This is a genomic window from Allobosea sp. ASV33 (assembly GCF_016428755.1).
Lineage (GTDB): Bacteria > Pseudomonadota > Alphaproteobacteria > Rhizobiales > Beijerinckiaceae > Allobosea.
Genome location: NZ_JAELTI010000003.1, coordinates 23,937 through 46,872 on the forward strand (window position 1 = coordinate 23,937; position 22,936 = coordinate 46,872).

Here is a 22,936-nt window from a genome sequence, read left to right on the forward strand (position 1 = left end):
AAGTCGTGCGCGACGCCCCCGGTCAGGTTTCCGATCGCCTACATCTTCTGGGCTTGGACGAGCATCCCTTCGAGGCGGGTGCGTCGCTCCGCCTCCGTTACCAGACGGGCGTTGGCTTCCCGGAGATCGGTGGTGCGCTCGGCAACGCGTCTTTCCAGCTCATCGCTGTCACGCTTCAGTTGGCGCGACGCCAACGAGAGAGTATCGCGGAGCGCCCTGAACTCGCGCAGCCGCGTCGGCAGGGCGATCCCGACATCCGTCTTGCCGAGATCGCGTCCAGCAGCCGTCAGGACGGCGAGGGGCCTTTCAATCGCGCGCCATAGCAGGGCGGCGCCCAGCCCGGCGACGATGAGCGCCGCCCCGCCGAACCCGGCGAGCGCGATCAAAGCCCGCCATAGGGGGCGCTCCACCGTCGATTGCAGGACGTTCGCGGCAACCAGCCAGCCCGAGACGTCTGACCTCTCGTAACCCACCAGCACGCCTTCGCCGCGCGCGCTGCGGCCGAGGAATGTTCCGCTCTCGCCGGCAGCGTTGGCTAGGAATTCCGGGTCGCCGGGCTTGCCTCGGAAACCGGCGTCGTCGTCGGAGCGGAGGACGTAACGCCCGGCGTTGTCGCCCACGCCGATGATCCAGTCCGGCGGCAGCGCCTGGTGGACCAAGTCGTGTAAGACCGTCGTCGCAACGCTGGCGTGGAGCAGGTACTTCGCTTCGCCGCCCACCGAAACAGGCACGACGACTGCCACCAGCGGACGGTCGACGATCGCGCCGACGAAGACGTCGGAAACGAAAGGGGTGGCGATGGCCTGCCCGACCGGGCTCGGTATACGAGACGGCGGCAAATCCGCGCCGAAAGGCGACGCGGTGCTGAGGATCAGCTTCCCGTCCAGGTCGCGCAGGCCGATTTCGCCTTCGACGAAAGGCCTGACCGAGATCGCCTGGTCGTAGAACGATCGCAGGTCTCCGGTTCTTAGGTGGGCGGATGTCGCGAGCGTCTGCAAGGTCGCCTTCCATCCCAGCAGCTGCCGATCGATGAGGGATGTGGCGGCCTGCGCGACCGTCCGCGCGTCCTGCTCGTAGCGCGCGCGTTCAGCTGACGCGTAGCGGCTCAGCAGCAAGCCCGCGTAAGCAAGTCCCGGCAAAAGAATGATCGCGACCAAGGCGAAGGCGATCGCACGCGACGGGACACCGGTTTCAGAGTGAATCGACGGCGTTGTTTGATCGGTCGCCAACTCGCGCCCCTCTTATCCTTTCGGCGAGCTGTGCCAAAAAATCGGCGCACGCGCCAGTTGCGGCGCGCGGATTTATGGCTTTGTAGCCCCAGCTCGGATTCGACATGAACGCGGATGTGCCGCTCCCGTCGACGCCCATTCAATGGCCACGGCGTGGCCGGCAGGGCCAAGGTTCGGCATACGGCCGAAAGCACGAGTGGCGCGGGGAACGCGTCGGGGGCTACGCCGCGCGTTCCTCTTCCGACATATATTTGCGGAAGACGCCGTCTTCCGCGGGGAGCGTCGTGTCGCCGGACCGGAGCTCCCAAACGGCCGCGGCCAACGGAAGAGTGATCATTTTTGTCCGTCAGTTTCCCGGTTGGCGGGCGCGGCTTCGCCTTTTACTTATCTCACTTTTCGAAAGCAGGTATTCGACAAAATTTCTATTTCTGCGGTCTTGCACGCATGCGTTGTGTCAAGCAGGATGGTGACATTAGCGGGGAGGGGCTCATGGCTTCCGTCAGGCGAGATGTCGCAACCTTAGGGAAGGGTTGGAACGACACGCTTCTGCATTACGCGATGGCGGTTCGTCATCTGGACAATAAGCCGATCTCCGAGCGTACCAGCTGGAAGTTTCTAGCCGCGATGCACGGGTTCCACCGGCCCTGGTGGGTTCAGGCGAACGTGATCAGCGAGGCGGACCAGATTCCACCGGAACTGGAGGATGGTACGTACGGCGACCAATGCCAGCACGGCAGCTGGTATTTCCTTCCGTGGCACCGCGGCTACCTGGCGGCCTTCGAGGCGATCGTCGCCGCCACGGTCAAAGAACTCACGGGCGCCGAGTGGACGCTTCCCTACTGGAATTATCTCGACCCGGGAAACCCGGCGGCGCGGGATATCCCGGAGCCCTTCGTCGCGGAAAAAATGCCCGACGGCTCCGAGAACCCGCTGCGGAGATATCCGCGCAGGCTGACGGATCGCCTCCCGAACGTGTCGCCGCAACGCTTCGGCCTAGGGGCGATGGCCGAGAACGATTTTCTTGTCAGCGCCGACGGAAGCATCGGCTTCGGCGGCGGCGAGAAGCCTTTCGATCCCGGCGCGGACGCCAGCGGGGATCTGGAATTCAATCCCCACAATTCCGTCCACTCGATGTTGGGTGGCTTCATGGGCAATCCGTATTTCGCGGGGCTGGATCCGCTATTCTGGCTTCACCACTGCAATATCGACCGCTTGTGGGAAGCCTGGATGCGGACCAAGGGGAAAACGATGACCCGCGATCCGCGTTGGCTCGACGGGCCAACCGACCGACGCTTCATCCTGCCCAGCGTCGACGGCAAGGATCCGGGCATTTATTTCAGCGCGCGCGATACGCTGGGAGGCGGTAAGCTCCATCCGACCTACGACGACCTGAACAAGGGAACGGGGGTGACCCCGGGTGCTGCCATGGTAGCGACCGTCGGGATGGGACCGCCCGAGCGCCAACGGGTGGATTCACTCGGGTCGAACGGCGAAGCCGTCGTCCTCACGGGACAGGCGGCGGTCACGACGGTCCGTGTCGATCTCGCGGCGACGAAAGCCGCGGTGACCAGCATGGGCGTCACCGCCCCGGGGAAGGAGACGACGCGCCTCTACCTGAAACTGGAGGGCATTCGGGGCGAGGCTCCGACGGCCTTGCTCGACGTCTACGTGAACCTGCCCGTCGGCGCGGATCCCGCGTCCCACGAGGGCCTGCGGGCCGGCTCCGTCGATCTGTTCGGCCTTCAGCGCGCGTCGAGGCGAGGGGCGGGTCACGGCGCCAACGGGCTTTCGCGCGCGCTCGACATCACGGAGATAGCTGATCGCCTCCGTGCCGCCGGCGATCCTGTCGGGGCAGACCTTCGGGTGACGCTCGTTCCCGTCGAGGGCAGCTCCTCCGATGTTCCATTGACCGTCGATAAGGTGAGCCTGCTGAAGCGAACCGGCGTCGCTACCCCGCCCTGAGCCGTGCGCGCCGGCCTTCTCCTCCGTAGCTTTGGGCGGCCTCCCTGGATTTTCCTCGTCGGGATCTCCTTGGGCGGAATGCTGATGGCGGCTGTCCGCGCGAACGACGCCGCCTTGGCTGGCTTCTGCGGAAGCGAGGTGGCGTCGGCGTTAGCAGCCAGCCCGATCGAGGCCTTGGGGTATGCGTTCGCGGCGTATTCGCCGAGCGCCTTGCTCCTCGATTGGCTCGTCATGTTGGCGGCGATGATGCCGGTATTGCTGGCGCACCCGATCCTCCATGTCTGGCGGTCGGTCGTCCCGCGCCGTCGACCGGGCGCGGTGACCTTGTTCGCGCTCGGCTACCTTTGGATATGGTCGCTGGCGGCGATCCCGCTGGCGACCGCGGCGCTATGGCTACAGCTCGCCACGGGCGGCGGCGTTGCCGTCGTGGCGGCCGCTGTCACCGTGGCGCTCGTCTGGAGCGCGAGTCCCTGGCAGGCGCGCGCGATCGATCGCGGTCATCGGCTAGGTCGTATCACGAGCCTCGGCTGGCGCGCGGACCGCGACGCGGCGGTCTTCGGGGTAGAGCACGGGGCATGGTGCGTCTGCGCGTGCTGGCCGTGGATGCTCGTGCCGATGACGGCGGGAAATTGGCACGTTCCCGCCATGGCCGTCGCTGCGTCGGCCATTCTAACGAAGCGGCTGACCCGGCGAGGGAGCCCTCGCTGGCGACTTCCCGCGCCACTTGACCGCCTATTGTCCAGTCCGCGCTTCGTGAGGATATCGGAGGCTGCGAGGCATGGGTAGGCGGGTCTGTCTTTCGATCGGCGTCGGGATATTGAGCCCAGTCCCCGGCGACGCGGTGAGCTTCGCCCCGCTCGAAGGAGCCGCTCTCGCCGCCGAGGCTTTGGGGGAGTGGGCGCGCGCCGCTGGCTACGGAGAAGACAACGTCGTCGTAGTGACCGACGCCCCCGGCGACGGCCCCGTGACCCCCGCTCGCGTACAGGCGGCGGTCGATCAGCTTTTCGCCGCAGGGCGCGAGCCTGTCGATCACCTGCTGCTCAGCTATTGCGGACACGGTCTCGCCGGGCCGGAAATCAACAGCGCGTTCTGGCTGTTCAGCGACGCCATCGAGAGGCGCTACCGCGTCAACGTGGACGGATTCGTGGCGGAGCTGCTTCGCTTTGGGATCGGGCGGATCACGCTCGTTTCCGACGCGTGCCGCGAGGGGCCGCCTACGTTCGACCTGCTGCGATACGAAGCGCGCAGGGCGATCGACGGCAAAGGCGCGGGGGTGCGCAGCCCGTTGTTCGACCGGTTGTCGGCGTGCCAGGACGGCAAGAGGGCCTACATGGTCGGCGACCAAGCCTCGGCGCTGCCCGGAAAGTGCATCTTCTCGGGCGTCGTCGTCGACGTGCTATGGGGAAGGGAAGCCGAAGCGTTGGACGAGGGTTCGCTCACGACGTCTGGCCTCGGGCTCGCGGCGCGCGAACGCGCGACCCAGAGGGCCGCGGACTACGGCCTGGAGCTCTATCCGCATTGCATGGTCGACCCCAAGCCTCTCGTCCTTTTCGAGAAGGCCCGCCCGCCTGCCGGCGATCCGCGACTTCAGGAGTGGCCGACCGCCGCGTCCGCGAGCGCCCTCGGCGCCGAGCTACCCGCGGTCGCGCGCTCGGACGTCAGGAAGACTTTCGAGCGCATCGTCGACGACGAGGAATTCCGCGCCCGGTTGCTTGGCTTTAGCTTCGCGAAAGGCTCCCCGCATTTTTCGGGAGGCGCCGGCTTTCGGGGGTTGCCCGGCGACGCGAAGCCGGTCGTGGAGGACCTTCTGAAGCTGGAGGGGATCGGCGAGGCGGGGGCCGGATCCGAAAAGGCAGCGACCGTCCGCCGGCTGGAGGGTAAAGCCGTCGCTCACGCCCGACGTCAGTCAGCGGCGGATTTGCGCGCTTCGGCGAGTACGGCGGCGCGGTGGCGCCCGGAGAATGGCGGCCGTTCGGCGAACCTACGCGTGCACGGCTTCGAGGTGATTTCGGCCTGGAGTGAGTTGGCCGTGCGCCGCTTGGACAAGGTTCCGGGAGCCGAAAGCTTCTCGGCCACGGTCGAGCGCAGTCGCGGCAACCAGATGCTGTTCGAAACCGAAGACCATTTCGTTGTTCCCGCGGTGGCCTTCCCAAAGCTCACCCAGGTGGTCCTGCGCGAGCCGGGCGGCGGTTTCGCGATTGGGTACGGAGAGGGATCGATGCCCTCGACGCTGCGGTCGGCTTTCGACGCCATAGCCAGCCTGATCTCGGGCGAGCTCGCACCTCGCGACGTGGATCGGCTCGCGACCCAACTGCGGAGCGGCAAGCACGCCGACCCGTTTTTGGGCGTCGTATGCGCTTACCTCTATCGAGCCATAGCCGACTTCGACAACATCCGACGGATGGCGTGGTTCTACCGGTCCCGGAATCAGCCCGTCCCGTACGACATCGTCCTGCTGGGCGAGATGACTGTTCGAGGCGGAGAAGGCGGTCCCTTGCTCGTCGACATCCCTGGCGTTCCTGAGCGACGGCCGTTCACCCCAGATCTCCCGGAATTCACGACAACGAGGACCCGAGCCGCAACGGGTATCGTCGGCGGGTTCTGCCCTTGGTTGGCCGCCGGTTGGGACTACGTGGCCGACCCACGCGCCGAATGGCGACCGCTCGTTGAGGGGCTGGCTGCTTATGCGTCGGAAGTCGCACGCGGAGGGATCACTGTCCTACCGGCGGCGATCGGAAAGGAACTCGCCCGGCGCTGGCGTTTGAGGGAATGGTAGGCGCGGGCCCTTCGCGGCTCGTCTTCTGAGGGAAAGGTATTCAATGAGATCGCAGAACCCGGTACTCGCGCTCGCCCTCGTCGCGACATCTTTCGGCGTCGGCAGCGCGGTCGGGCAACCGACGGGTTGCCCCGTCGCCGACGCCGCGGGACATATCGTCTTCGCGGACGGGGCGATCCTGATGGAAACCAAGCTGGCGGTGAACCCTGACGGCGCGGCCGCCTCGTATCTCCCCGGCGATCATGGGCTTACATATCTGAACAACGGCGTGAACCTCAGCCGCGGCGGCAAGAAGGTCGGGTGCGTGGCCAACCAGGCGCTATGCGCCTCGGAATGGAGGCGAGCGGAGCTCGGGGCCTTCGGTTCGGGGACGCCCGAGTTCTGCGTTTTCGCGATCGAGGCGGAGCCGATCCTTCCCGGCAGCTCGCTCGTGCCGTGCGAGCGGCCACGCGAGGGACGTTTCCTGGTCGGCAACGGGAAGGGGCAGCCGAAACTGGGTGACGCGATCGCGTCGGTTTCGGGCACGAGCGTGAGGCCTTACGTATCCACGACCTCGCTTCGTCACCGCAAGGACGGGAAAACCGCGTATCTCGACTCCGGAGCCATACCCGGATTGGTCGTGCCCTTGGAGCGCGCGGACCTCAAGGGATCGCTGGCTTGGGTGCGATACGGCGCACATTCGACTTTCGCCATCGTGAGCGACACCGGCCCTGCGTTCGGCGAGGGCTCGGTCGCCCTGCATCAGCTCCTGCGAACCGGCGCGGTCACGCCGTTGCCTGCCGTCGGGCCGATCCCTGTCGGGGCCCGATGCGGTCCGGCGGAATCGGGCTTGCTGCCTCCATTCCAGTCCAAGCCCGACGGCGGAAAGGCGGATAGGTGTCGAACCGGGCACAAGCCCGGCACGTCCGCCGATATCCGCGCCTACGAAGGCATCGGAAGAGGCGTCGTTTCCGTGATCCTCGCTCGGGCCAAGCCACCGATGACTGGCTCGACGGTGTCGGAGGAGGTGACGACCGATCGGCTGCGCAACTGGGCCGACGCCGCCGGGTACGGAACGTCGAAACTGGAAGCTATGGCACGTTGCCTGTCTTCCGCGTCCCGAGGCGTCAAAGGGGGTGGCTAGTCTTGTGCCGCTCGGCGTCGCAGGGAGCCTATTGCCCCCGACAAGGAGCGAACCATGGATCCTCGCCGACGGCCAAGGGAGGGGGCCGACCTGGCAACTTTGGATGGCGGCTTCCGCGTCGATGATCGCCCGATCGTTCCCCCACGAGCTTTACGTCGAGGCGGCGAGGAGCGCATCGGCCTGGCGGGCGAGCCGCCGTGGCGTCTCGAACTCGGCCGGTTCGGGATCGGCTACGCACCCCTCGCGACGCTGCAACTGGCGGCGGCTCGGGTTCGGCTGTTCTCCAATCGAACGCCGACGTCACGCTTTCCGAGGGATCACCTGAGACCGTAACGATCGAGATGGAACCACTGCGCGATCTGCTCTTCCTGGTCACTTGGCAGGAATCTGCCGTTCCCAACTGTCGTGCACCTTGAAGATTATCGCGATTGGAAAATCACGACGCACATCACGGGTGCCGATGGAAGCTTTCAGATTTTTCGTGGGACTATGCAGGAGCTTGGAGCGGACAAATGAAAATCGGCATCCCCGTCTATGACGAAGTCGACATGCTAGATGTTACGGGCCCGTTCGAAATGTTCGATTGGGCGGGATTCGAGGTCGAGCTGCTCGCTGAGAATGCGGGGTTGAAACGATTTCGAAGCCAAGGGTTTTCGTTTGAGGTCAGACAGACCTTCGTCAGCGCGCCGCGGTATGACGTGGTCTGGGTGCCCGGCGGTGACCCGAAGATGCTGGCGCGAATCATAGGTGATCCCCAGAGCGCCTACTTGTCCTTCTTGATCATTCAAGCTCGAACAGCTCGGTTCATGTGTTCGGTTTGCGAGGGCGCCATGCTCCTGGCTGCCGCCGGGCTGCTCGATGGGTATCGCGCCACGACCCATTGGGCATTCCTGAGTTGTTTCCCGCAACGCTTTCCGAACGTCGTGGTTGAGGAGGGATACCCTCGCTTCGTACGCGATCGCGACCGTCTAACGGGGGGAGGGATCTCGTCCGGGCTCGATGAAGCTCTTGAATTGATCCGACTGCTGGCGGGCGAGGCTGTTGCAGAAGACGTCCAACAGTCCACGCAATATTATCCCAACCCGCCTGTGAACAGCACCCTTCCCGCTCCGCCAGGCGAGTGCCCGGTTCCCTGGATTTGATTGCAACGTCGAGGCATCCGAAGGGCCGATCAGCGGCCAAGATTCGTCAGGCGCACGCTTCCGCCGCGAAGTCGTCTGCGGGTCCACTGGCTAAAGCGTCCCGGAGTCCGCGCCCAAAGAGGTCGGACAGCCGGCGCCGACGTGATCGAATAACACGGTCCTGTGGCTGTCACGGAACGCCGGCTCGACCAGGCGCCACATATTCTGATCGCAACCAAACCCGTGAGCAAACATCATCGGCCGGCCGCCGGCCCCAGAGACCTTCACGTTATTGCGTTGGAGCACGGGCTTTGCTTGCATAAAAGCGTCTTACCCCGACACCCCTCCAGTAGCCACAAGGGATTTGCCAATCCGCTTGGGGTGGTGATTTTCGATACCTGTCCACGTTAGGTCGCTATGGCAAACCGCGACCAAAGCAGATCGGCAGTTCAGCTTATACGCATTTCAGCGGCTATACCCAAGATGGTCAGTGTACCGGCGCGGTTGTCAAAGCCCGCCGCTGGCGCAGGACATCGGCGATGAACAGGCGCGACAAGGCATGATAGAGCGGCTCGCGCGTGATCAGACGCGCAGTGCCGTAGCCAAGCACCGAGGCGGCCATCAACGCGATGACATTGTCGTGGTTTCCGGTCATTTCCAGGATGATCACGAAGGCCGTCATGGGCGCCTGGACAACTCCCGAGAAATAGCCGGCCATGCCGAGCACGGCGGCCAGGCCGATCGGCGAGCCGAGGATCTGACCCAATGCGCTCCCGAGTCCGGCCCCGACCGAGAGCGACGGCGCGAAAAGTCCCCCTGGTATGCCCGAGATGGACGACGCCAGGCTTGCCAGGAATTTCGCGATGAAGAAGGAGGCGGGCAGGGGCGCGCCCTCGATGGCGCTCCGCGCTTCGGCATAGCCAGTACCAAAGGTCATGCCGTGGGTTAGAACGCCGATGATCGCTACGGCAACACCAGCCGCGACAGCCACGAACAGCGTGCGCCTGAGCGGCGTCGTCGCCCGCCAGCGGCGGATGCGCCGCGTCAGAGCGACCATGGAGCTGCTGAAGCAGGCGCCGAATGCGCCGCCGACGACGCCGCAGGACAACACGAGGAGCCAGTCACGCTTCAGTTCTGCCGTCGCGTTTGTGAAGCCGAAATAGGTGTAGTTGCCGACGATGGCGAGCGAAGCCAGCCCCGCGATGATGACCGCCGACAGAACGATGCCGTTGGTCCGGGCCTGATAGGTCCGGCTCATCTCCTCGATGGCGAAGACAATCCCGGCGAGCGGTGTGTTGAAGGCTGCAGCGATGCCGGCGGCGGACCCCGCGAGGATGAGCCCGCGTGCCTGCGCCATGCCGCCCCAGCGGGCTGCCTGCAGCATGATCGAGGCACCGACCTGTACCGTAGGCCCCTCGCGGCCGATCGAAGCGCCGCAGAGCAGGCCGAGCACCGTCATCACGATCTTGCCGGCCGCGATGCGTAGCGACAGGAAGGCGGAGCGCTCGGCATCGTCACGCAGGTGGCGCGCGGCGATGGCTTGGGGAATGCCGCTGCCCTGCGAGCCTTGGACGAAGCGCGCCGCCACAAAGGCGCAGACGCCGAAGCCGAGGGGCGTCACCAAGAGGGGCAGGAAGCGCCATCCATCCTGTCGTCCAGCGGCTCCCATGAAGAGATGCTGCGCCAGATCGGCAAGCCGTGCGAAGCCTGCGCTAGCAACGCCAATGGCAAGCGCTCCAAGCCAGAACACCAGCCGCTGCCGCCAATACCGCGGGGTTATGACCAGCGTACGCGAGCGCCTGAGAATGCGCGATCCCTTAGCGGCCACTCCGTTCACCTTTGCGCATCACCATGCTGCTCTTGGCCTAGCAGCATTTTGTTGGAGTTGTCTTGGGCGATCGGCCTCGTCGACCCCGCGAGGCTGTTGGTCTGCAGCCGTACTGCCGTCGTCCCGCACCTTGAATGCGCCAGGAACAGACATTGGAACATTGCCCGGGAGCGGACGTTCTAGCTCCGCTTCCGGGGCCCGACCTTTAGCGGCTTCCGTTAGATCAGCAACAAGGCCGTCGACGACCTTCCCAGCGGCATGCTAGCCCCTCGGAAACAAGGATATTGCCAATAGACGAGCCATTGCGACTAAGGGGCTGCTGCCTCCAAATAGCCGGACGGGCCGACGGTTTCGCTCAGACGTGTAGTCATCTGGATCGAAGGCGTCTCCTCGGTTCGGTGCTCCGAATCCAGCAGAGCAAGGTCGTTGGTTGGGTCGCGAGCGACAATGGGGCCTCTAAGAGCCCCTACTCCTTCGCGCCGCCGAGCTTTTGGGCGATCAGCGGCAGATACTTGTTGACCTGTTCGCGATCACTCTCTTTCTCTCTCTCGGTAAGGTCCGCGTATTTGGTCGCTATCTGCCGTTCCCACTTCTCCACCAGCTCGGGAGGCAGCAGGAGCGATCCGTCAGGCTGACGGATCGCTTTGCTGTGCACATAGCTTTGCCAGTGAGCCCAACGCTCATGCTCAATGGAAGCCAGAGCTTCCATCAGCTCATTGAGTGCCTGAGAGCACCAGTTCGCCGCCATACCCAATTAGATAAGACCTTGCTCAACCAACCTGCGGTAATGCTCACCCAGGACCGTTAGCTCGCAGGCTTTGCTCTCCATAGCAGCGTGCCACATGTGGGGGGCATCGACCGGCTTGAGGAGATTAACCCGAGCGTACCTCTGTAGCATTGCGAATACCGCTGTTTTGGCAGGGTCCGGAGGCGGAATTGTGGAATCCTTTTTCTGCTCCTCATTGCGCTCCGGCTCGTAGGCAGGGTCGAGCCGCAGCTGAAAGCCCGGAGCGGGAAAGTGCATGGTCAGGGCGTGCAGATCCTGCAGCGGGATCGGCGGATCCGCTTTACGCAACGATATGAACTTCTGCACGTTGGTTTTGAAGACCGGGCGCTGGCCCCAAGTACCCAAAGACTGGTCAATGTGAGCGTAGACACTTCCTGGCGTTACTTCGCCGAGCAGGTTTGCCGCCGAGCCATTGAGTGCATCGACAAGCAGCGTTGTGAAAACGCCCGCGCCGCCGCCAAGTACCTCCATCGCATATTGATCTTTGTTGGACGCTGTGAGGATCGTCGTGCCGTCCTTGATCTCAGAGAAAGCATTATGGATGTGTGAGCCACCGACAGCGCCGCTATGGCAGCTGTCCAGAATAATGACTTTATTTGTGGCTTGAGAATTATTGGCAAACGTCATCAGCTCAGCGAGCGGAAAGCCATCGTTGCCATCCGCGTTGTCGGAAGAACAGAGGAAACCTCCGGTTTCGTCGATGTAACCATGCCCCGCAAAGTAGAACAGTGCGACGTCTGACCGATCCTGAAAGAGTTCCCGGACTGCTTCACGGAGGTCGCGCCGTATCACGCCACGACCTGGCCCGGTGCCCACCATAAGACGAGGGGTCTGGAAATTGACCGACCCGTCAGCATCGCGCTCCAGCATGGCCTTCACGGCATAGGCGTCATTTACGCAGCCGCTGAGAGGGCTGATGTTATCGTAATGGTCAATGCCGACAATAAGTGCTTTTCTCATTTGCTGGAGCCTCAGAGCATATTGATGAAGTCGCTGATGTTCTTGTCGCTCCACTCGTAAGTAGTCACGCCGGGGATCTGCTGCCGGTCGTTCGAATAAGCCCAGATGCCTCGAATTGGTTTGCCTTCCTCCTTGGCGCAGGCGATCTCCCACTTCTGGCCGGATGAGTTAAGCGAGCTCCGGCTGACCAGCACGATCACGCCGTGCGAACGACGGATGCGAGTCCGGACCTTATCCTTCCAACCTGAATCATAGGCTTCCTTCACCGACATATCGATGAATTCGAAGGGTTGCCGAGGGTGCAAAGATTGACCCTTTAGGAAATCCCGCTGTCTTTCATCTTCAATTGCAAAAGCTACGAAAACGACTTTTGTATCAGCCATAATATTGGCCTCCATATTGAATTAATAGCAAATGTTACTGGCCGAGCTTCCTACGAATGTCGGTGAAAAACTCACGCGTCGACCGCGAGCGAGCTACTTCGATACTGTCGAAGGCACGCTTCCTAACAAATGCTTGCTCAGTCGCTTTTGAAACTTGGGCATAAGTGTCGAGGTCAGAAGGCGAGCGAAGATAGGGCCACTTCTCCAGGAACTCAGGTGGCCAAGCGGAACCATCGAGATACGTCGCTAGAGGAAAGTCTTTCTCCGTCGCAACGCCGATTTCCCAAGGCACCCAAGCAGAATGGCGCGTGTTTTCCGATACAACGGCCAGCAACTGCGTGCATTTTCCCATTTCGGCTTGAATATGAGCAGCCAGGTCTTCGCCCTTCGAGAGATATGGATCGATCACGTCCAAATACGATTCAATCGAATGATACGTTCTCAGCCGGTGCGCAATTGCGGCTGCACTTACCGCATCGGCGCGTTGATGCGAAATGAACACCTTAATCAATCAAGAGCCCCCTTTGAGTTACGTTGCCGCTTACCATGCGGAACCGATACCTACCTATGCGTGCAATTTATCGATTGCAAGATGTCGGCCAACCACTCCTGTCAAAATCTGGCGTCCGGCGCTGCTGCACAACTCAACAACGTGTGGCCATGTTCATGGCAAATCTTGCGATCGGGACGCTGCTCGCCGGCTTCGAGCCGTTGCTTGAGTTCCGGGGCAAACGGGTTGGCGCCAACTCCGGACATTCGACGCCTGCCGGAAAGCGGACTTTCAGCCCAGGCCAGAATACCGTCCTGATCCGGCCTGGCTTCGGTAGCGCAAAGCGTCGACAACGACCTTGAAGGCGGGAAGGTTCTGGCGGCGGCTGGGATAGTAAAGGAAATAACCGTCGAAGAAGGGCGACCAGTCGTCCAGGACCTTGACCAGTTCGCCCGACGCGATCTGCCGCTCCACAATGTCGTCGGGGACGTAGGCGATGCCATAGCCGCTCACCGCCGCATCGATCATGGCGTAGGAGTTGTTGAAGGTGAGCTGGCCGCTCACCCGGACACGCAATTCCTTTCCGGCTTTTTCGAACTCCCAAGCATAAAGCCCGCCGGCTGTTTCGTGGCGCATGTTGATGCAGACATGGCGCACCAGATCATGCGGATGTTCTGGGACGTCGTGCGCGGCGAGATATCCAGGCGAGGCGACCGCAACCAACCGCCAGTCGGCACCAATGCGCACGGCGATCATGTCCTTCTCGACGCTCTCGCCCAGCCGGACACCGGCATCGAAGCCCTCCTCAACGATGTTGCGGAAGGTGCTGTCGAGGATCAGTTCGACATTGATGTCGGGATAATCCCGCAGGACCGGCCTGAGCTTCGGCCAGACCACGCTTTCAAGCGCATGGTCGGATAGTGTCAGCCGGACCGAGCCCGACGGCTTGTCGCGCAATGCCGTCAGCGCCGCGATCTCGTCCTCGATCTCCGCGATCCGCGGCGTGATCGTCTGGAGCAGCCGCTCGCCCGCGGTCGTGGTCGCGACATTGCGCGTGGTCCGGGTCAAAAGGCGAACGCCCATGCGATCTTCGAGCTGCTTGATCGCGTAGCTGAGAGTCGATTGCGCGACGCCGATTTTCGCCGCCGCCCGGGTGAAGCTGTGCTCCTCGGCCACGATCTGAAACCACCGGAGCTGGTTGAGATCGGTCTTGTCCATGAGAACCCTCGGCATCTGCCCCCCGAGATTAATCGATCACATCGATCAGTGCATTCCAATTTCGGCGGGTAATCGTTTCGAGCCTGAACCGCTATTTTGCACCGCATCAACAGATGCAGGAGCGACCCAACATGGCGGTTACCGCCGTATCGGAGGAAGGAACCAAGCCGATCGCCGCCTGGGGCGCCGTCCTCTCGATGGCGCTTTGCGTGGCGATGCTGATCGCTTCGGAGTTCATGCCAGTCAGCCTGCTGACGCCGATGGCCGAGGGGTTGCGCGCGACCGAGGGCCAGACCGGACAGGCGATCTCGATCAGCGGCCTCTTCGCGGTCATAGCGAGCATGGCCATCACCACGGCTGCCGGGACGCTGAACCGGAAACGGGTCTTGGTCGCGATGACGGCCCTCATGCTGGTCTCGCTGGTCCTGGTCGCGGCCGCCCCGAACTTCGCGGTGCTGATGCTCGGTCGCGCCCTGCTCGGGATCTGCATCGGTGGCTTCTGGGCGCTCGCGACGGCCGTGATCATGCGCCTGGTTCCTGTAAGCGAGGTGCCTCGCGCGCTGGCCCTGATGTATGGCGGGCAAGCCATCGCGGCCGCCTTCGCCGCGCCCGTCGGCAGCTATCTCGGCGGCCTGTTCGGCTGGCGCGCCGTGTTCTGGGCGCTGACGCCGATCGTCGTCGTCAACCTCGTCTGGCATGTGATCGCGCTGCCGTCGCTGCCGGCGGGCCAGCGCCAGGATTTCAGGACCATGTTCGGCCTGCTGAAGCGTCCGTATTTCCTGCGCGGCCTGATCGCGTCGATGCTGTCCTGGGGCTCGGCCTTCACGATGTTCACCTACCTGCGCCCGTTCCTCGAACAGGTGACGGGAGCCGATGTGACGACGCTCTCGATCCTGCTGCTAGTGCTCGGCTGCGCTGGCTTCGTTGGAACCTGGGGCTCCAGCCGCTTCCTGCATGGCAGCGTCGCTCCCCTCCTGAAGCTGCCAGCGCTGCTGATGGGCAGCTGCACGATTGCTCTCCTGCTGCTCGGCGGCTCGCTCGCCGCAGTGGTCCTCTTCCTGGCTGTCTGGGGTGCGATGAACACCGCCATGTCGGTGATCTGGATGACCTGGATGTCGCAGAACGTCGACGATGCGCCGGAGGCCGCCGGCAGCCTGATGGTCGCGGCGATCCAGGCCTCGATCCTGCTCGGGGCCGTGGTCGGCGGGATGCTGCTCGATGGCCTGTCGATCTTCGCGACCTTCCTGGGAAGCGTCGCCCTGGCCGCCATCGGCATCGCGCTGATCGGCAACGGAAAACGTCTGCTGAAACCCGAATAGTCACAGAGAACGGGGAGATTTCGATGGACACCAACACGATCACCGCGTCGTCCGCACGACTGGACCGTCGCGACTTGATGAAGCTGACCGGTGCGGGCGTCGCCGCCTTAGCAGCCGCGCCGCTCCTCAATATCTCCAATGCAAAGGCACAGAACATGTCAGCGGACTGGGACAAGACTTTCCCGAAGAGCGAGAAGGTCGATCATCAGAAGGTCACCTTCAAGAACCGATACGGCATCACCCTGGCGGGCGATCTCTATTTGCCCAAGAGCCGGGCCGATCGGCGATTGGCGGCCTTGGCCGTTGGCGGGCCGTTCGGCGCAGTGAAGGAGCAGTCGTCCGGCCTATACGCGCAGACGATGGCGGAGCGCGGGTTCGTGACGCTTACCTTCGATGCCTCGTTTACCGGCGAAAGCGGCGGCGAGCCTCGGAACGTTGCCTCGCCGGATATCAACACCGAGGATTTCAGCGCAGCCGTCGACTATCTCGGCCTTCACCCGTCGGTCGACCGCGAGCGGATCGGCGTCATCGGTATTTGCGGCTGGGGCGGCATGGCCTTGAACGCCGTCGCCGTGGACAAGCGGGTCAAGGCCGTCGTCGCCAGCACAATGTATGACATGACCCGGGTCATGTCGAAGGGCTACAACGACAGCGTGACGCTCGAACAGCGCACGCAGATTCTGGCGCAGATGAGCCGGCAGCGTTGGGAAGACGCCGCGAACGGAACCCCGGCTTACCAGCCGCCCTACAATGATCTGAAAGGCGGCGAGGCGCAGTTCCTGGTCGACTATCACGACTATTACCGGACGCCGCGTGGCTACCATCCGCGCGCGGTCAACTCGGGCAATTCCTGGACCCGGACGACGCCGCTCTCGTTCATGAACATGCCGCTCCTGACCTACATCAAGGAGATCTCGCCGCGCCCGGTTCTGCTGATCCACGGCGAGAATGCCCATTCGCGCTACTTCAGCGAAACCGCCTATGCGGCGGCCGCGGAGCCGAAGGAATTGATGATCATTCCGGGAGCCAGCCACGTCGATCTCTACGACAAGGTCGACGTGATCCCGTTCGACAAGCTGGCCAGCTTCTTCGGCCGGCATCTCTCCGCCTAATCTCGACCGGACCCGAAGCGATGGGGCCGCCGCCCTCGGGGAGGCCAAAGGCTCGCAGGCCGATCTCCCACCGCTGGACCGGCGGGAGATCGGTGAACGGCAATCACTACGGAGGATCGGACAATGCCGCTCAAAGCCACTCGGATCGCCGGCGCCCTACTCCTCGCAACGATCGGGACAGCCATGGCTCAGGAACGCATCAAGATCTCGTCGGAGTGGGGTTCCGTTACGGCGGAGCTCGCCGACAACGCCGCGACCAAGGCGCTGCTTGGCGTGCTGCCGCTGACAATTCCGATGACGGACCACCTTCGTCAGGAAAAAACGGGAAGCTTGCCGTCGGGTCTGCCCGCCGCAGCACGGCAGCGCGCCTTCAAGAATGGGACGATCGGGCTTTGGGGCCCGGACCACTTCGTTGTCTACTATCGTGATGGCCAGGTCCCTCAGCCCGGTATCGTCATCCTCGGCGAAGTGACGGGCGGGGCTTCGATCTTCGACCGACCCGGCTCTATCTCGATGCGGGTCGAGCGCGCGGATTAGAGGGAGGCGGCAGAGAGCAGACTGATGGCTTGAGCCAAAGTTGCGGACAACCTTAGGCCACTCCGCAGCGCATCATCGAACGATATCGGCGGCCGAGCGCCAGAAGCGGACGCTGGAGCTCTGCCGCAAAGCCGACTCAGTGCGATTGTGACGCTGGCCGGTTCACGTGTTCGGCAAAACGTCTGGCGCGTTTCCTCAACAGGATTGGGGCGGTGTCTTTGAACCTCCTCTCCAGGCGGCGATCCCGATCCCTGCCGTGACCGCTACGAGGCCAACAAGCAGATTTTCGCTTAAGGCCTCACCGAGCATGGGGACCGCGAGCAGTCCCGCCGTCACCGGGTTAATGGCGACGGAAACGGCCACGAGGGTCGGCGGCGTCCGCCCCAACGCGAAGGCCCAGAGATAGAAGACGAGCGCGCCACCCACGAAAGCGAGATAGGCGAGGGCGAGCCATTGCGGCCCGGTAAGACCGGTGAGCGCCGATGCCCGGCCGGTCGCTAGAGCCAGGACGCACAGCGCGGCGGCGCCGCAGCCCATGCCCGAAGCGGCGAAGGCGATGGCCGTCGAGCGCGCAACGAAGGGGCGTGACCAGACATTGTAGAGCGCCATGCAGCCGGCGGCCGCGATCATGATGAGGTCGCCGCGCCACGCGCCGGCCGGGGCATCCGCCAGATTGCTCGCCAGCGCAAGCGCGACACCGGCTACGGCCAGCAGGACGCCGGCCGTCCTGCGGATTGTCATCGCTTCGACCCTAAGAAGGGCGGCTGCGGTCATCGTCAGAAGCGGGAGGGTCGACAGCGCGAGCGCGCCCCGTGCGGCGGTGGTGTAGATGAGCGCGGCATTGAACAAGATAGGGAAGAGGCCGAAGAACAGCAGGCCAAGACCGGCGACACCAGCCCAGTCGCAGCGTGCCGGCCAGCGTTTCGTCTGCCCGACGGTCAGGAGCATCAGGACGAGAAAGCCCCCGGCGAATCTGAAGGCTCCGATCGTGATCGGATCGAGCGCTCCCGACAGGAAGCGCGTGGCTACGATGGCCGTGCCGCCGAATGCGCTCGACAGGATCGCTGCCCAAAGGCCCGCATACATTTGTACCCTTTCGCTGCAGGCAGTCTTGTAGCGACGATCGGCTCACGCCAGAATGAAATAAGTCGACTAAAACTGACAATGGAATCGCATGAGCCTGCCTAGCCTTGACCCGGATCTGTTGCGGAGCTTCGTTGCAGTTGCCGACAACCTGTCGTTCACCCGCGCGGCCCACCGGCTGAACCGGACACAGGCCGCCGTCAGCGCCCAAATCAGAAGGCTGGAGCAGCGCCTCGACACGCGGCTGTTCGTTCGCTCGACTGTCCATGTGCAACTTAGCGAGCAGGGCAACATGCTGCTGGCCGATGCGCGCCGTATGCTGTCCCTGCATGATGCAGCGGTTGCACGACTGGCCGGGCGCAGCGCCGAGATCCATCTGCGTCTTGCCCTCATGGAGGACTATGGGACGAAGCACCTCCCACACATCCTTGCAGAGATGTCCGAGGAGTTTCCGACGGCCCGCATCGATGTCGAGGTGGGATTGACGTCGCGGTTGCTGAAGCACCTCGGCCGCTCCTTCGACGCGGTCATTGCGATGCATGCGGCGGGCAGTTCCGATGGAATGCTGATCTGCAGGGAGAAAGCGATCTGGGTCGCGGCGGCGGACCGCCATGTAGAGTACGTCGATCCGCTGCCGGTGGCGCTGTCCAACCCCGACTGCCTGTTTCGGAACTGGGCCAGCAGCCTCCTCGACGAGGCTAGGCGGCCATGGCGGCTGGCTTATGTCAGCCCGAGCTTCACGGCTGTCGAGGCCATCGTCGAACGCGGACTGGCGGTCAGTGTGATGAAGGCGAGCCTCGTGTCAGCACGCCTGCGGCAGGTCTCGTCGACCTGCCTTCCTGCACTGCCTGACGCAGAAATTCGCCTTCACCTCGCGGCCGGACTCGATAGAGAAGTTCTGGTACTGACAAACCAGATCGCGCGTCGGCTAGGGGAGATGGCGCAGTGACAGTGCAGGCCACTGCTTCGCGCCAACTGCCGATATTCGACCGATGACGGAAAGCAGACCTATCCGAACAACGCTTCTCGGCTGCCAGCGTCCGATCTACTACGGCAGTCGAGCACTTCGCTCATCACCCGGGCCCTCGCGCTGCGGATGGGATGGCTGGAGGGCGTCAACCCGCTGCTGCCCACAGGATTGCTGTCATTTGCTCAACCGCAGCGTGATGATTCTTTCTCCTCGATTGCATTTCCGGTGCCGACGGTTTGAGAATTAGCTCAACGATTCATGAAGCCGTCGGGGAGCTGGGGGTGTCGGAAGAGAGTATGCATAGCGCGGATGCGTCTGCGCTCGGTTTTCTCTATCAAGGCCAATACGCACTGTTACTTCTCTGGCGCGATCCGGACGAAGAGGCCACGATCTATATCGAGTGTCTTGATGACGTCCATCTGGTTTCCAACGGGGAAACACTTCTCCAACAGCTGAAGCATTCTCTTCAAGCCAAGCCTCCGGCTTTGACACTAGCCAGTGTTTCCGTTTGGAAGACGCTTCGAGCCTGGATCAACGGGCTTTCGTCGATAGACCTGTCCCACACCTGGTTTCACTTGGTGGCGGTCGCGGGCATTTCTCCTGGCTCTCCGCTTGAAGCGCTACTCGACGATAACGCTGACAGGGGTGTCCTGGAGCAAGCATTGTTGGACGAGGCCGAGCGCATTTTGTCGGAGCGCGCGACAGCAGCACGGGCCGGCAGCCCATCGCTCCCGCATGCAGAACGTTTCGCGGCGTGCAAAGCGTTCCTCGGACTGGATGCAGAGCAGAGATCAAAGCTTCTCAGACGGGCCCGGATAAGGCCCAATCAACCCAACATAACCGAGATTGAGAATCTGCTAGCTGCGGAATTCACCTCCGTTCTTCGCAAAGATCGAGCTGCCATCGCGCGCGAGCTGATCGAGTGGTGGAACGCCCAAATTCTCGATCTGCTGACGAAGAAGCGCGCGTATGGCATCTCTCGATTTGAGCTAGTTAAGCGTCACATGGAGCTCGTCAGATCGATCCAGCTCGATGAACTGACTAGTGCGTTCGACATGACGCCAGTGCCTCCCTCCTATCAGCCTGACGGTATGATCCGTAGGCAAATCGAGCTCGTCGGCGGCGGTGCTGCAGAGTTGAAAATTGCAGTGCGCGAGGAATGGCGCGCTAGGGAAGAGCGTTCGAGATGGTCGACTCAAAACCCGGCCCGAGACAAGGTCATTAGGGATTACGACGAACTTCTCGTCGAAGCATGGGCCGATCGCCACATGTTCATGGTCCAAGACTGCCAAGGGGGATCGGAGCAGATCCTAAAAGGGAAAGGCTCCCAACTGCTCCGTTGGACCCTCACCGATGCGAATCGAGACCTTGCGCCTATCTCGCCGCAAATAATATCCCCGCACTATGTCAGGGGTTCCTACCAAGTGCTCTCCATCAACGGAAACGTTGGATGGCATCCTGATTATAGAAAACTCCTGGGTTTCGAGCCATGAAGGTCGCTCACGATCTCTATGCGGAAACCAATCCCGCATTTGGTGTCTTCACGATTGCCGCATTTTGCCGGACCTACCTGGTCGACAAGAAGCCCTCGGTAGATGTCGGGCTACTCTACCTGGCGGTGCCGATCGCGATGTCGGGAGACACCGAAAAATCATTCAGTGAAACGAATGCGAAAACTGGCCTTCTCGCGTGGCTGACCCGGTACCCAGCAATCCGGTTCGATCTTAGCGAGCGACTGGATGCATCAGTTCCCATCGTGTCCGCGGCGATCCGTTTCGGATTGAGCTCACGGGCTCTACAGCTATGCAAGGACGGCACGGTTCAGCTCGGGCCAATCGGATTGCCCATTTCCGTCGCTGACAGTTTAGCACCCGGCCCAAGGCAGGTTCTTCGGAGAGCGGAGCGACTGGGCGCCTGGATGAGTAAAGCCGGTGCTTCTGCGACGATATTCTCAGCCTTCGGAGTAAGCCCGTGACACGATGGAATGTCGCTGAGATAGCGTTCTACAGCACGGACAGCAGGCGCAGAATCATCTCTTTCAAAGAGGGGGCCGTAAACATTATCACCGGGGCGTCCGGCACCGGAAAATCGGCGATTATTGATGCTATTGACTACTGCCTGGGTTCCTCTAGCTGCGGGTTGCCGTATTACGTTCGAGAGCATGCGGTCGCAGTGGCCGTTCGCTGGCTCAACGGTGACAAGGAGTTGATTGTAGGCCGTAATATTCCGCGCGCTGGCAAGGGCACCGCGATGATGTACGTCAAAGCGGGGCGAAATCTGCAAATTCCAGAGATTGCCGCCGACCTGGAGGGCCCGACGAACCGCGATACCGCGCGCCAGCTTATCGAGCGAGCTTTTGGGATCGATGACATCGATAGCCCAGAGTTGGCCGCTGCAACGGGGAAAGGTCGGGCGACCATCAGGGATGTAACGCCCTATCTGTTCCTCTCCGGCGACGTCATCATCAGTAGGGGCACGCTGCTGCACGACCTGAATCGGAGCGACAAGGCGCCGGACATCAAAGCGACGATTCCGTTCTTCGTGGGGGCAGTCGATCAGGAAACCGTGCTGGCGGAACGCAAACTCCGTCAGCTCGAAGCGGCCTATACTAGGCTTTCGCGAGAGGCGAAGGCGAGAGAGCGAAGCCGCGGCCGAACGACCGAGCGAGCGATGACCCTCCTGAGCCAGGCAGCTGCCGTAGGGCTCGTAGCTGAACCTGATCAGTCGGCGTCGGATCAGTCACTTCTAGATCGTCTGCAAGAGCTGGTGGCGGGCACTATCTCACCCGCGACGGTATCGGTCGGTGATGTTCGCGACCAGCTCAGCGTCCTTGAGGAGGAACGGACCCGAATCGTCACAAGCCTTCAAGCCATGCGCGAGAGGAAGCGTGCATTGACCCAGGCGATCAGAGAGGCTTCCGGCTACACGACCGCGACGGTTGGGCAGGCTCACAAGCTAAACCTTATCAAGCATTTGAAACTCGATTCCAGCAAGTGCCCAGTTTGTGAATCCGACAATCCAGCCGGGCAGGCAATGGCGGCTCAAATTCGCGACTCTCTGGAACTCGTGAGTGGAGAGGTCGCCGCGGTTGAGAGATTGCGCCCAGAGTTGATCAAGGAGGCCGCAATACTTGACCAAGATATCGGTTCGGCCGGCGGGCGGCTTCGGGAGGTCGATGCCCAGATGAGTGGCATTATTCGGCTTAGCGAAGATGCCGCCAAGGCCGCATCACTAGCCGAGGAACGTGCGATTATAGCCGGGCGCGCAGCTCAGTTCCTAGAAATGACCGCGCAGGATGTCGAAAAACAGACCGAAAATCTGGATGAACTTGAGCGAGACATCCGGCTTCTGAAGGACCTAGTTGATCCAGAGGCCAAGCGGGATCGGATTCGATACGCGGAGACCGTTATTGGCGATTACGCTACCGCCATGCTGACGGACCTGCCTACGGAAGTGCCTGTGACCGGGGCACGGCTGATGTTCCATGCAACTCCCAAGGTGACCATTGTCGAAAAGAAGCACCGCGCTGTTCTTAGCCTTGCGGAGATCGGATCGGACCAGAATTATCTGGCGATCCACCTCGCGCTCTCATTCTCGTTGCAGAAGCACTTTCAGGATATCGAGGCACCGGTTCCAGGTCTGTTGGTCATCGATCAGATCAGCCGGCCATATTATCCAGAGGGCGGTGACGAGAAGAGCCTCGCCGATATGGCCAAAGACAGCGACCGTCTCGCGATGCGCAAAATCATCAGGTTCCTGTTCGAAGAAATTGCCCGGCAGCAGGGGCTACAGATCATTCTCTTGGAGCACGCGTATATCGAGGACGATCCGGAATATGTGGGGGCTGTGCGCGGCCGTTGGACCCTGAAAACCGGAGAGAAGCTCATCCCGACGGACTGGCCCAGTCGCCCCAACTGACCCATCATCGATCTCGGCAACCTCGATGGGAAGGAATGAGGTAGAGCCTCGTCACGTTGATATCGCCGCCATCACTGGCGGCGATGGCGACGGCCTTCGCCGAGCAAGACCCGACTTCCA

Annotated in this window: 20 protein-coding genes; 12 read left to right on the plus strand and 8 right to left on the minus strand. The window is 62.4% G+C overall.

The window, feature by feature from the left end; translation table 11 throughout:
• Positions 1–38 precede the first annotated feature (38 nt).
• Positions 39–1,229 (minus strand): hypothetical protein, encoded by a 1,191-nt coding sequence (locus tag JHD80_RS29230; protein WP_349237188.1) that lies wholly within the window; start codon positions 1,227–1,229, stop codon positions 39–41.
• A gap of 489 nt (positions 1,230–1,718) precedes the next feature.
• On the opposite strand from JHD80_RS29230, the gene JHD80_RS01500 reads away from it, so the two are divergent.
• The 5 genes from JHD80_RS01500 (at position 1,719) to JHD80_RS01520 (ending at position 8,232) form a co-directional block, all read left to right on the plus strand.
• The gene (locus tag JHD80_RS01500; RefSeq protein WP_199084601.1) at positions 1,719–3,191 is read left to right on the plus strand and encodes a tyrosinase family protein; all 1,473 of its coding nucleotides are present in this window, start codon (positions 1,719–1,721) and stop codon (positions 3,189–3,191) included.
• Between the two features lie 84 nt (positions 3,192–3,275).
• Positions 3,276–3,977, plus strand: coding sequence for a copper chaperone (locus JHD80_RS01505; protein WP_199084602.1), 702 nt, complete (start codon positions 3,276–3,278; stop codon positions 3,975–3,977).
• A gap of 55 nt (positions 3,978–4,032) precedes the next feature.
• Positions 4,033–5,967, plus strand: coding sequence for a hypothetical protein (locus JHD80_RS01510; protein ID WP_199084603.1), 1,935 nt, complete (start codon positions 4,033–4,035; stop codon positions 5,965–5,967).
• A 43-nt stretch (positions 5,968–6,010) separates the two neighbouring features.
• A complete protein-coding gene (locus JHD80_RS01515; protein WP_199084604.1) occupies positions 6,011–7,090 on the plus strand; it encodes a hypothetical protein in 1,080 nt (359 codons plus the stop codon).
• A 512-nt stretch (positions 7,091–7,602) separates the two neighbouring features.
• Complete coding sequence (locus JHD80_RS01520; RefSeq protein ID WP_199084605.1) at positions 7,603–8,232, plus strand: DJ-1/PfpI family protein; 630 nt, start codon at positions 7,603–7,605, stop codon at positions 8,230–8,232.
• A gap of 466 nt (positions 8,233–8,698) precedes the next feature.
• Here the strand turns inward: JHD80_RS01520 and JHD80_RS01525 are convergent, their stop codons facing one another.
• From JHD80_RS01525 to JHD80_RS01550, 6 genes are all read right to left on the minus strand, one after another.
• Positions 8,699–10,039, minus strand: coding sequence for a chloride channel protein (locus JHD80_RS01525; protein WP_199084606.1), 1,341 nt, complete (start codon positions 10,037–10,039; stop codon positions 8,699–8,701).
• A 466-nt stretch (positions 10,040–10,505) separates the two neighbouring features.
• Positions 10,506–10,787 (minus strand): hypothetical protein, encoded by a 282-nt coding sequence (locus JHD80_RS01530; RefSeq protein ID WP_199084607.1) that lies wholly within the window; start codon positions 10,785–10,787, stop codon positions 10,506–10,508.
• A 6-nt stretch (positions 10,788–10,793) separates the two neighbouring features.
• Positions 10,794–11,786, minus strand: coding sequence for a caspase family protein (locus tag JHD80_RS01535; protein WP_199084608.1), 993 nt, complete (start codon positions 11,784–11,786; stop codon positions 10,794–10,796).
• 11 nt (positions 11,787–11,797) lie between these two features.
• On the minus strand, positions 11,798–12,169 hold the full coding sequence (locus tag JHD80_RS01540; protein ID WP_199084609.1) for a TIR domain-containing protein: 372 nt from the start codon (positions 12,167–12,169) through the stop codon (positions 11,798–11,800).
• A 34-nt stretch (positions 12,170–12,203) separates the two neighbouring features.
• Entirely contained in the window at positions 12,204–12,671 is a 468-nt protein-coding gene (locus tag JHD80_RS01545; RefSeq protein ID WP_349237190.1) for a TIR domain-containing protein, read from the minus strand.
• Positions 12,672–12,950: 279 nt separating this feature from the next.
• Positions 12,951–13,877: a LysR family transcriptional regulator gene (locus JHD80_RS01550; RefSeq protein ID WP_199084611.1), complete on the minus strand. Its 927-nt coding sequence runs from the start codon at positions 13,875–13,877 to the stop codon at positions 12,951–12,953.
• 131 nt (positions 13,878–14,008) lie between these two features.
• On the opposite strand from JHD80_RS01550, the gene JHD80_RS01555 reads away from it, so the two are divergent.
• The 3 genes from JHD80_RS01555 to JHD80_RS01565 all read left to right on the plus strand — a co-directional run bounded on the left by JHD80_RS01555 (position 14,009) and on the right by JHD80_RS01565 (position 16,845).
• The gene (locus JHD80_RS01555; RefSeq protein ID WP_199084612.1) at positions 14,009–15,196 is read left to right on the plus strand and encodes an MFS transporter; all 1,188 of its coding nucleotides are present in this window, start codon (positions 14,009–14,011) and stop codon (positions 15,194–15,196) included.
• A gap of 23 nt (positions 15,197–15,219) precedes the next feature.
• Positions 15,220–16,308 (plus strand): alpha/beta hydrolase, encoded by a 1,089-nt coding sequence (locus JHD80_RS01560; protein ID WP_199084613.1) that lies wholly within the window; start codon positions 15,220–15,222, stop codon positions 16,306–16,308.
• 123 nt (positions 16,309–16,431) lie between these two features.
• Positions 16,432–16,845 (plus strand): cyclophilin-like fold protein, encoded by a 414-nt coding sequence (locus tag JHD80_RS01565; protein ID WP_248311335.1) that lies wholly within the window; start codon positions 16,432–16,434, stop codon positions 16,843–16,845.
• 195 nt (positions 16,846–17,040) lie between these two features.
• Here the strand turns inward: JHD80_RS01565 and JHD80_RS01570 are convergent, their stop codons facing one another.
• Positions 17,041–17,931: a DMT family transporter gene (locus JHD80_RS01570; protein ID WP_199084614.1), complete on the minus strand. Its 891-nt coding sequence runs from the start codon at positions 17,929–17,931 to the stop codon at positions 17,041–17,043.
• An 88-nt stretch (positions 17,932–18,019) separates the two neighbouring features.
• Between JHD80_RS01570 and JHD80_RS01575 the strand changes: the two genes are divergently transcribed.
• The 4 genes from JHD80_RS01575 (at position 18,020) to JHD80_RS29235 (ending at position 22,816) form a co-directional block, all read left to right on the plus strand.
• Positions 18,020–18,877 (plus strand): LysR family transcriptional regulator, encoded by an 858-nt coding sequence (locus JHD80_RS01575; protein WP_199084615.1) that lies wholly within the window; start codon positions 18,020–18,022, stop codon positions 18,875–18,877.
• Positions 18,878–19,194: 317 nt separating this feature from the next.
• The gene (locus JHD80_RS01580; protein WP_199084616.1) at positions 19,195–20,391 is read left to right on the plus strand and encodes an ABC-three component system protein; all 1,197 of its coding nucleotides are present in this window, start codon (positions 19,195–19,197) and stop codon (positions 20,389–20,391) included.
• Entirely contained in the window at positions 20,388–20,873 is a 486-nt protein-coding gene (locus JHD80_RS01585) for a three component ABC system middle component (protein ID WP_199084617.1), read from the plus strand. The genes JHD80_RS01580 and JHD80_RS01585 overlap by 4 nt, the downstream gene beginning before the upstream one ends.
• A complete protein-coding gene (locus JHD80_RS29235) occupies positions 20,870–22,816 on the plus strand; it encodes a DUF3732 domain-containing protein (RefSeq protein WP_199084618.1) in 1,947 nt (648 codons plus the stop codon). The genes JHD80_RS01585 and JHD80_RS29235 overlap by 4 nt, the downstream gene beginning before the upstream one ends.
• Positions 22,817–22,936: the final 120 nt, after the last annotated feature.

Coding starts and splice junctions, on each gene's coding strand:
- JHD80_RS01550 (WP_199084611.1), bottom strand. CDS start 13,877: ATGGACAAGACCGATCTCAACCAGCTCCGGTGGTTTCAGATCGTGGCC.
- JHD80_RS01540 (WP_199084609.1), bottom strand. CDS start 12,169: ATGGCTGATACAAAAGTCGTTTTCGTAGCTTTTGCAATTGAAGATGAA.
- JHD80_RS01570 (WP_199084614.1), bottom strand. CDS start 17,931: ATGTATGCGGGCCTTTGGGCAGCGATCCTGTCGAGCGCATTCGGCGGC.
- JHD80_RS01555 (WP_199084612.1), top strand. CDS start 14,009: ATGGCGGTTACCGCCGTATCGGAGGAAGGAACCAAGCCGATCGCCGCC.
- JHD80_RS01565 (WP_248311335.1), top strand. CDS start 16,432: ATGCCGCTCAAAGCCACTCGGATCGCCGGCGCCCTACTCCTCGCAACG.
- JHD80_RS01575 (WP_199084615.1), top strand. CDS start 18,020: ATGAGCCTGCCTAGCCTTGACCCGGATCTGTTGCGGAGCTTCGTTGCA.
- JHD80_RS01515 (WP_199084604.1), top strand. CDS start 6,011: ATGAGATCGCAGAACCCGGTACTCGCGCTCGCCCTCGTCGCGACATCT.
- JHD80_RS01500 (WP_199084601.1), top strand. CDS start 1,719: ATGGCTTCCGTCAGGCGAGATGTCGCAACCTTAGGGAAGGGTTGGAAC.
- JHD80_RS01560 (WP_199084613.1), top strand. CDS start 15,220: ATGGACACCAACACGATCACCGCGTCGTCCGCACGACTGGACCGTCGC.
- JHD80_RS01580 (WP_199084616.1), top strand. CDS start 19,195: ATGCATAGCGCGGATGCGTCTGCGCTCGGTTTTCTCTATCAAGGCCAA.
- JHD80_RS01585 (WP_199084617.1), top strand. CDS start 20,388: ATGAAGGTCGCTCACGATCTCTATGCGGAAACCAATCCCGCATTTGGT.
- JHD80_RS01505 (WP_199084602.1), top strand. CDS start 3,276: ATGGCGGCTGTCCGCGCGAACGACGCCGCCTTGGCTGGCTTCTGCGGA.
- JHD80_RS01530 (WP_199084607.1), bottom strand. CDS start 10,787: ATGGCGGCGAACTGGTGCTCTCAGGCACTCAATGAGCTGATGGAAGCT.
- JHD80_RS01535 (WP_199084608.1), bottom strand. CDS start 11,786: ATGAGAAAAGCACTTATTGTCGGCATTGACCATTACGATAACATCAGC.
- JHD80_RS01520 (WP_199084605.1), top strand. CDS start 7,603: ATGAAAATCGGCATCCCCGTCTATGACGAAGTCGACATGCTAGATGTT.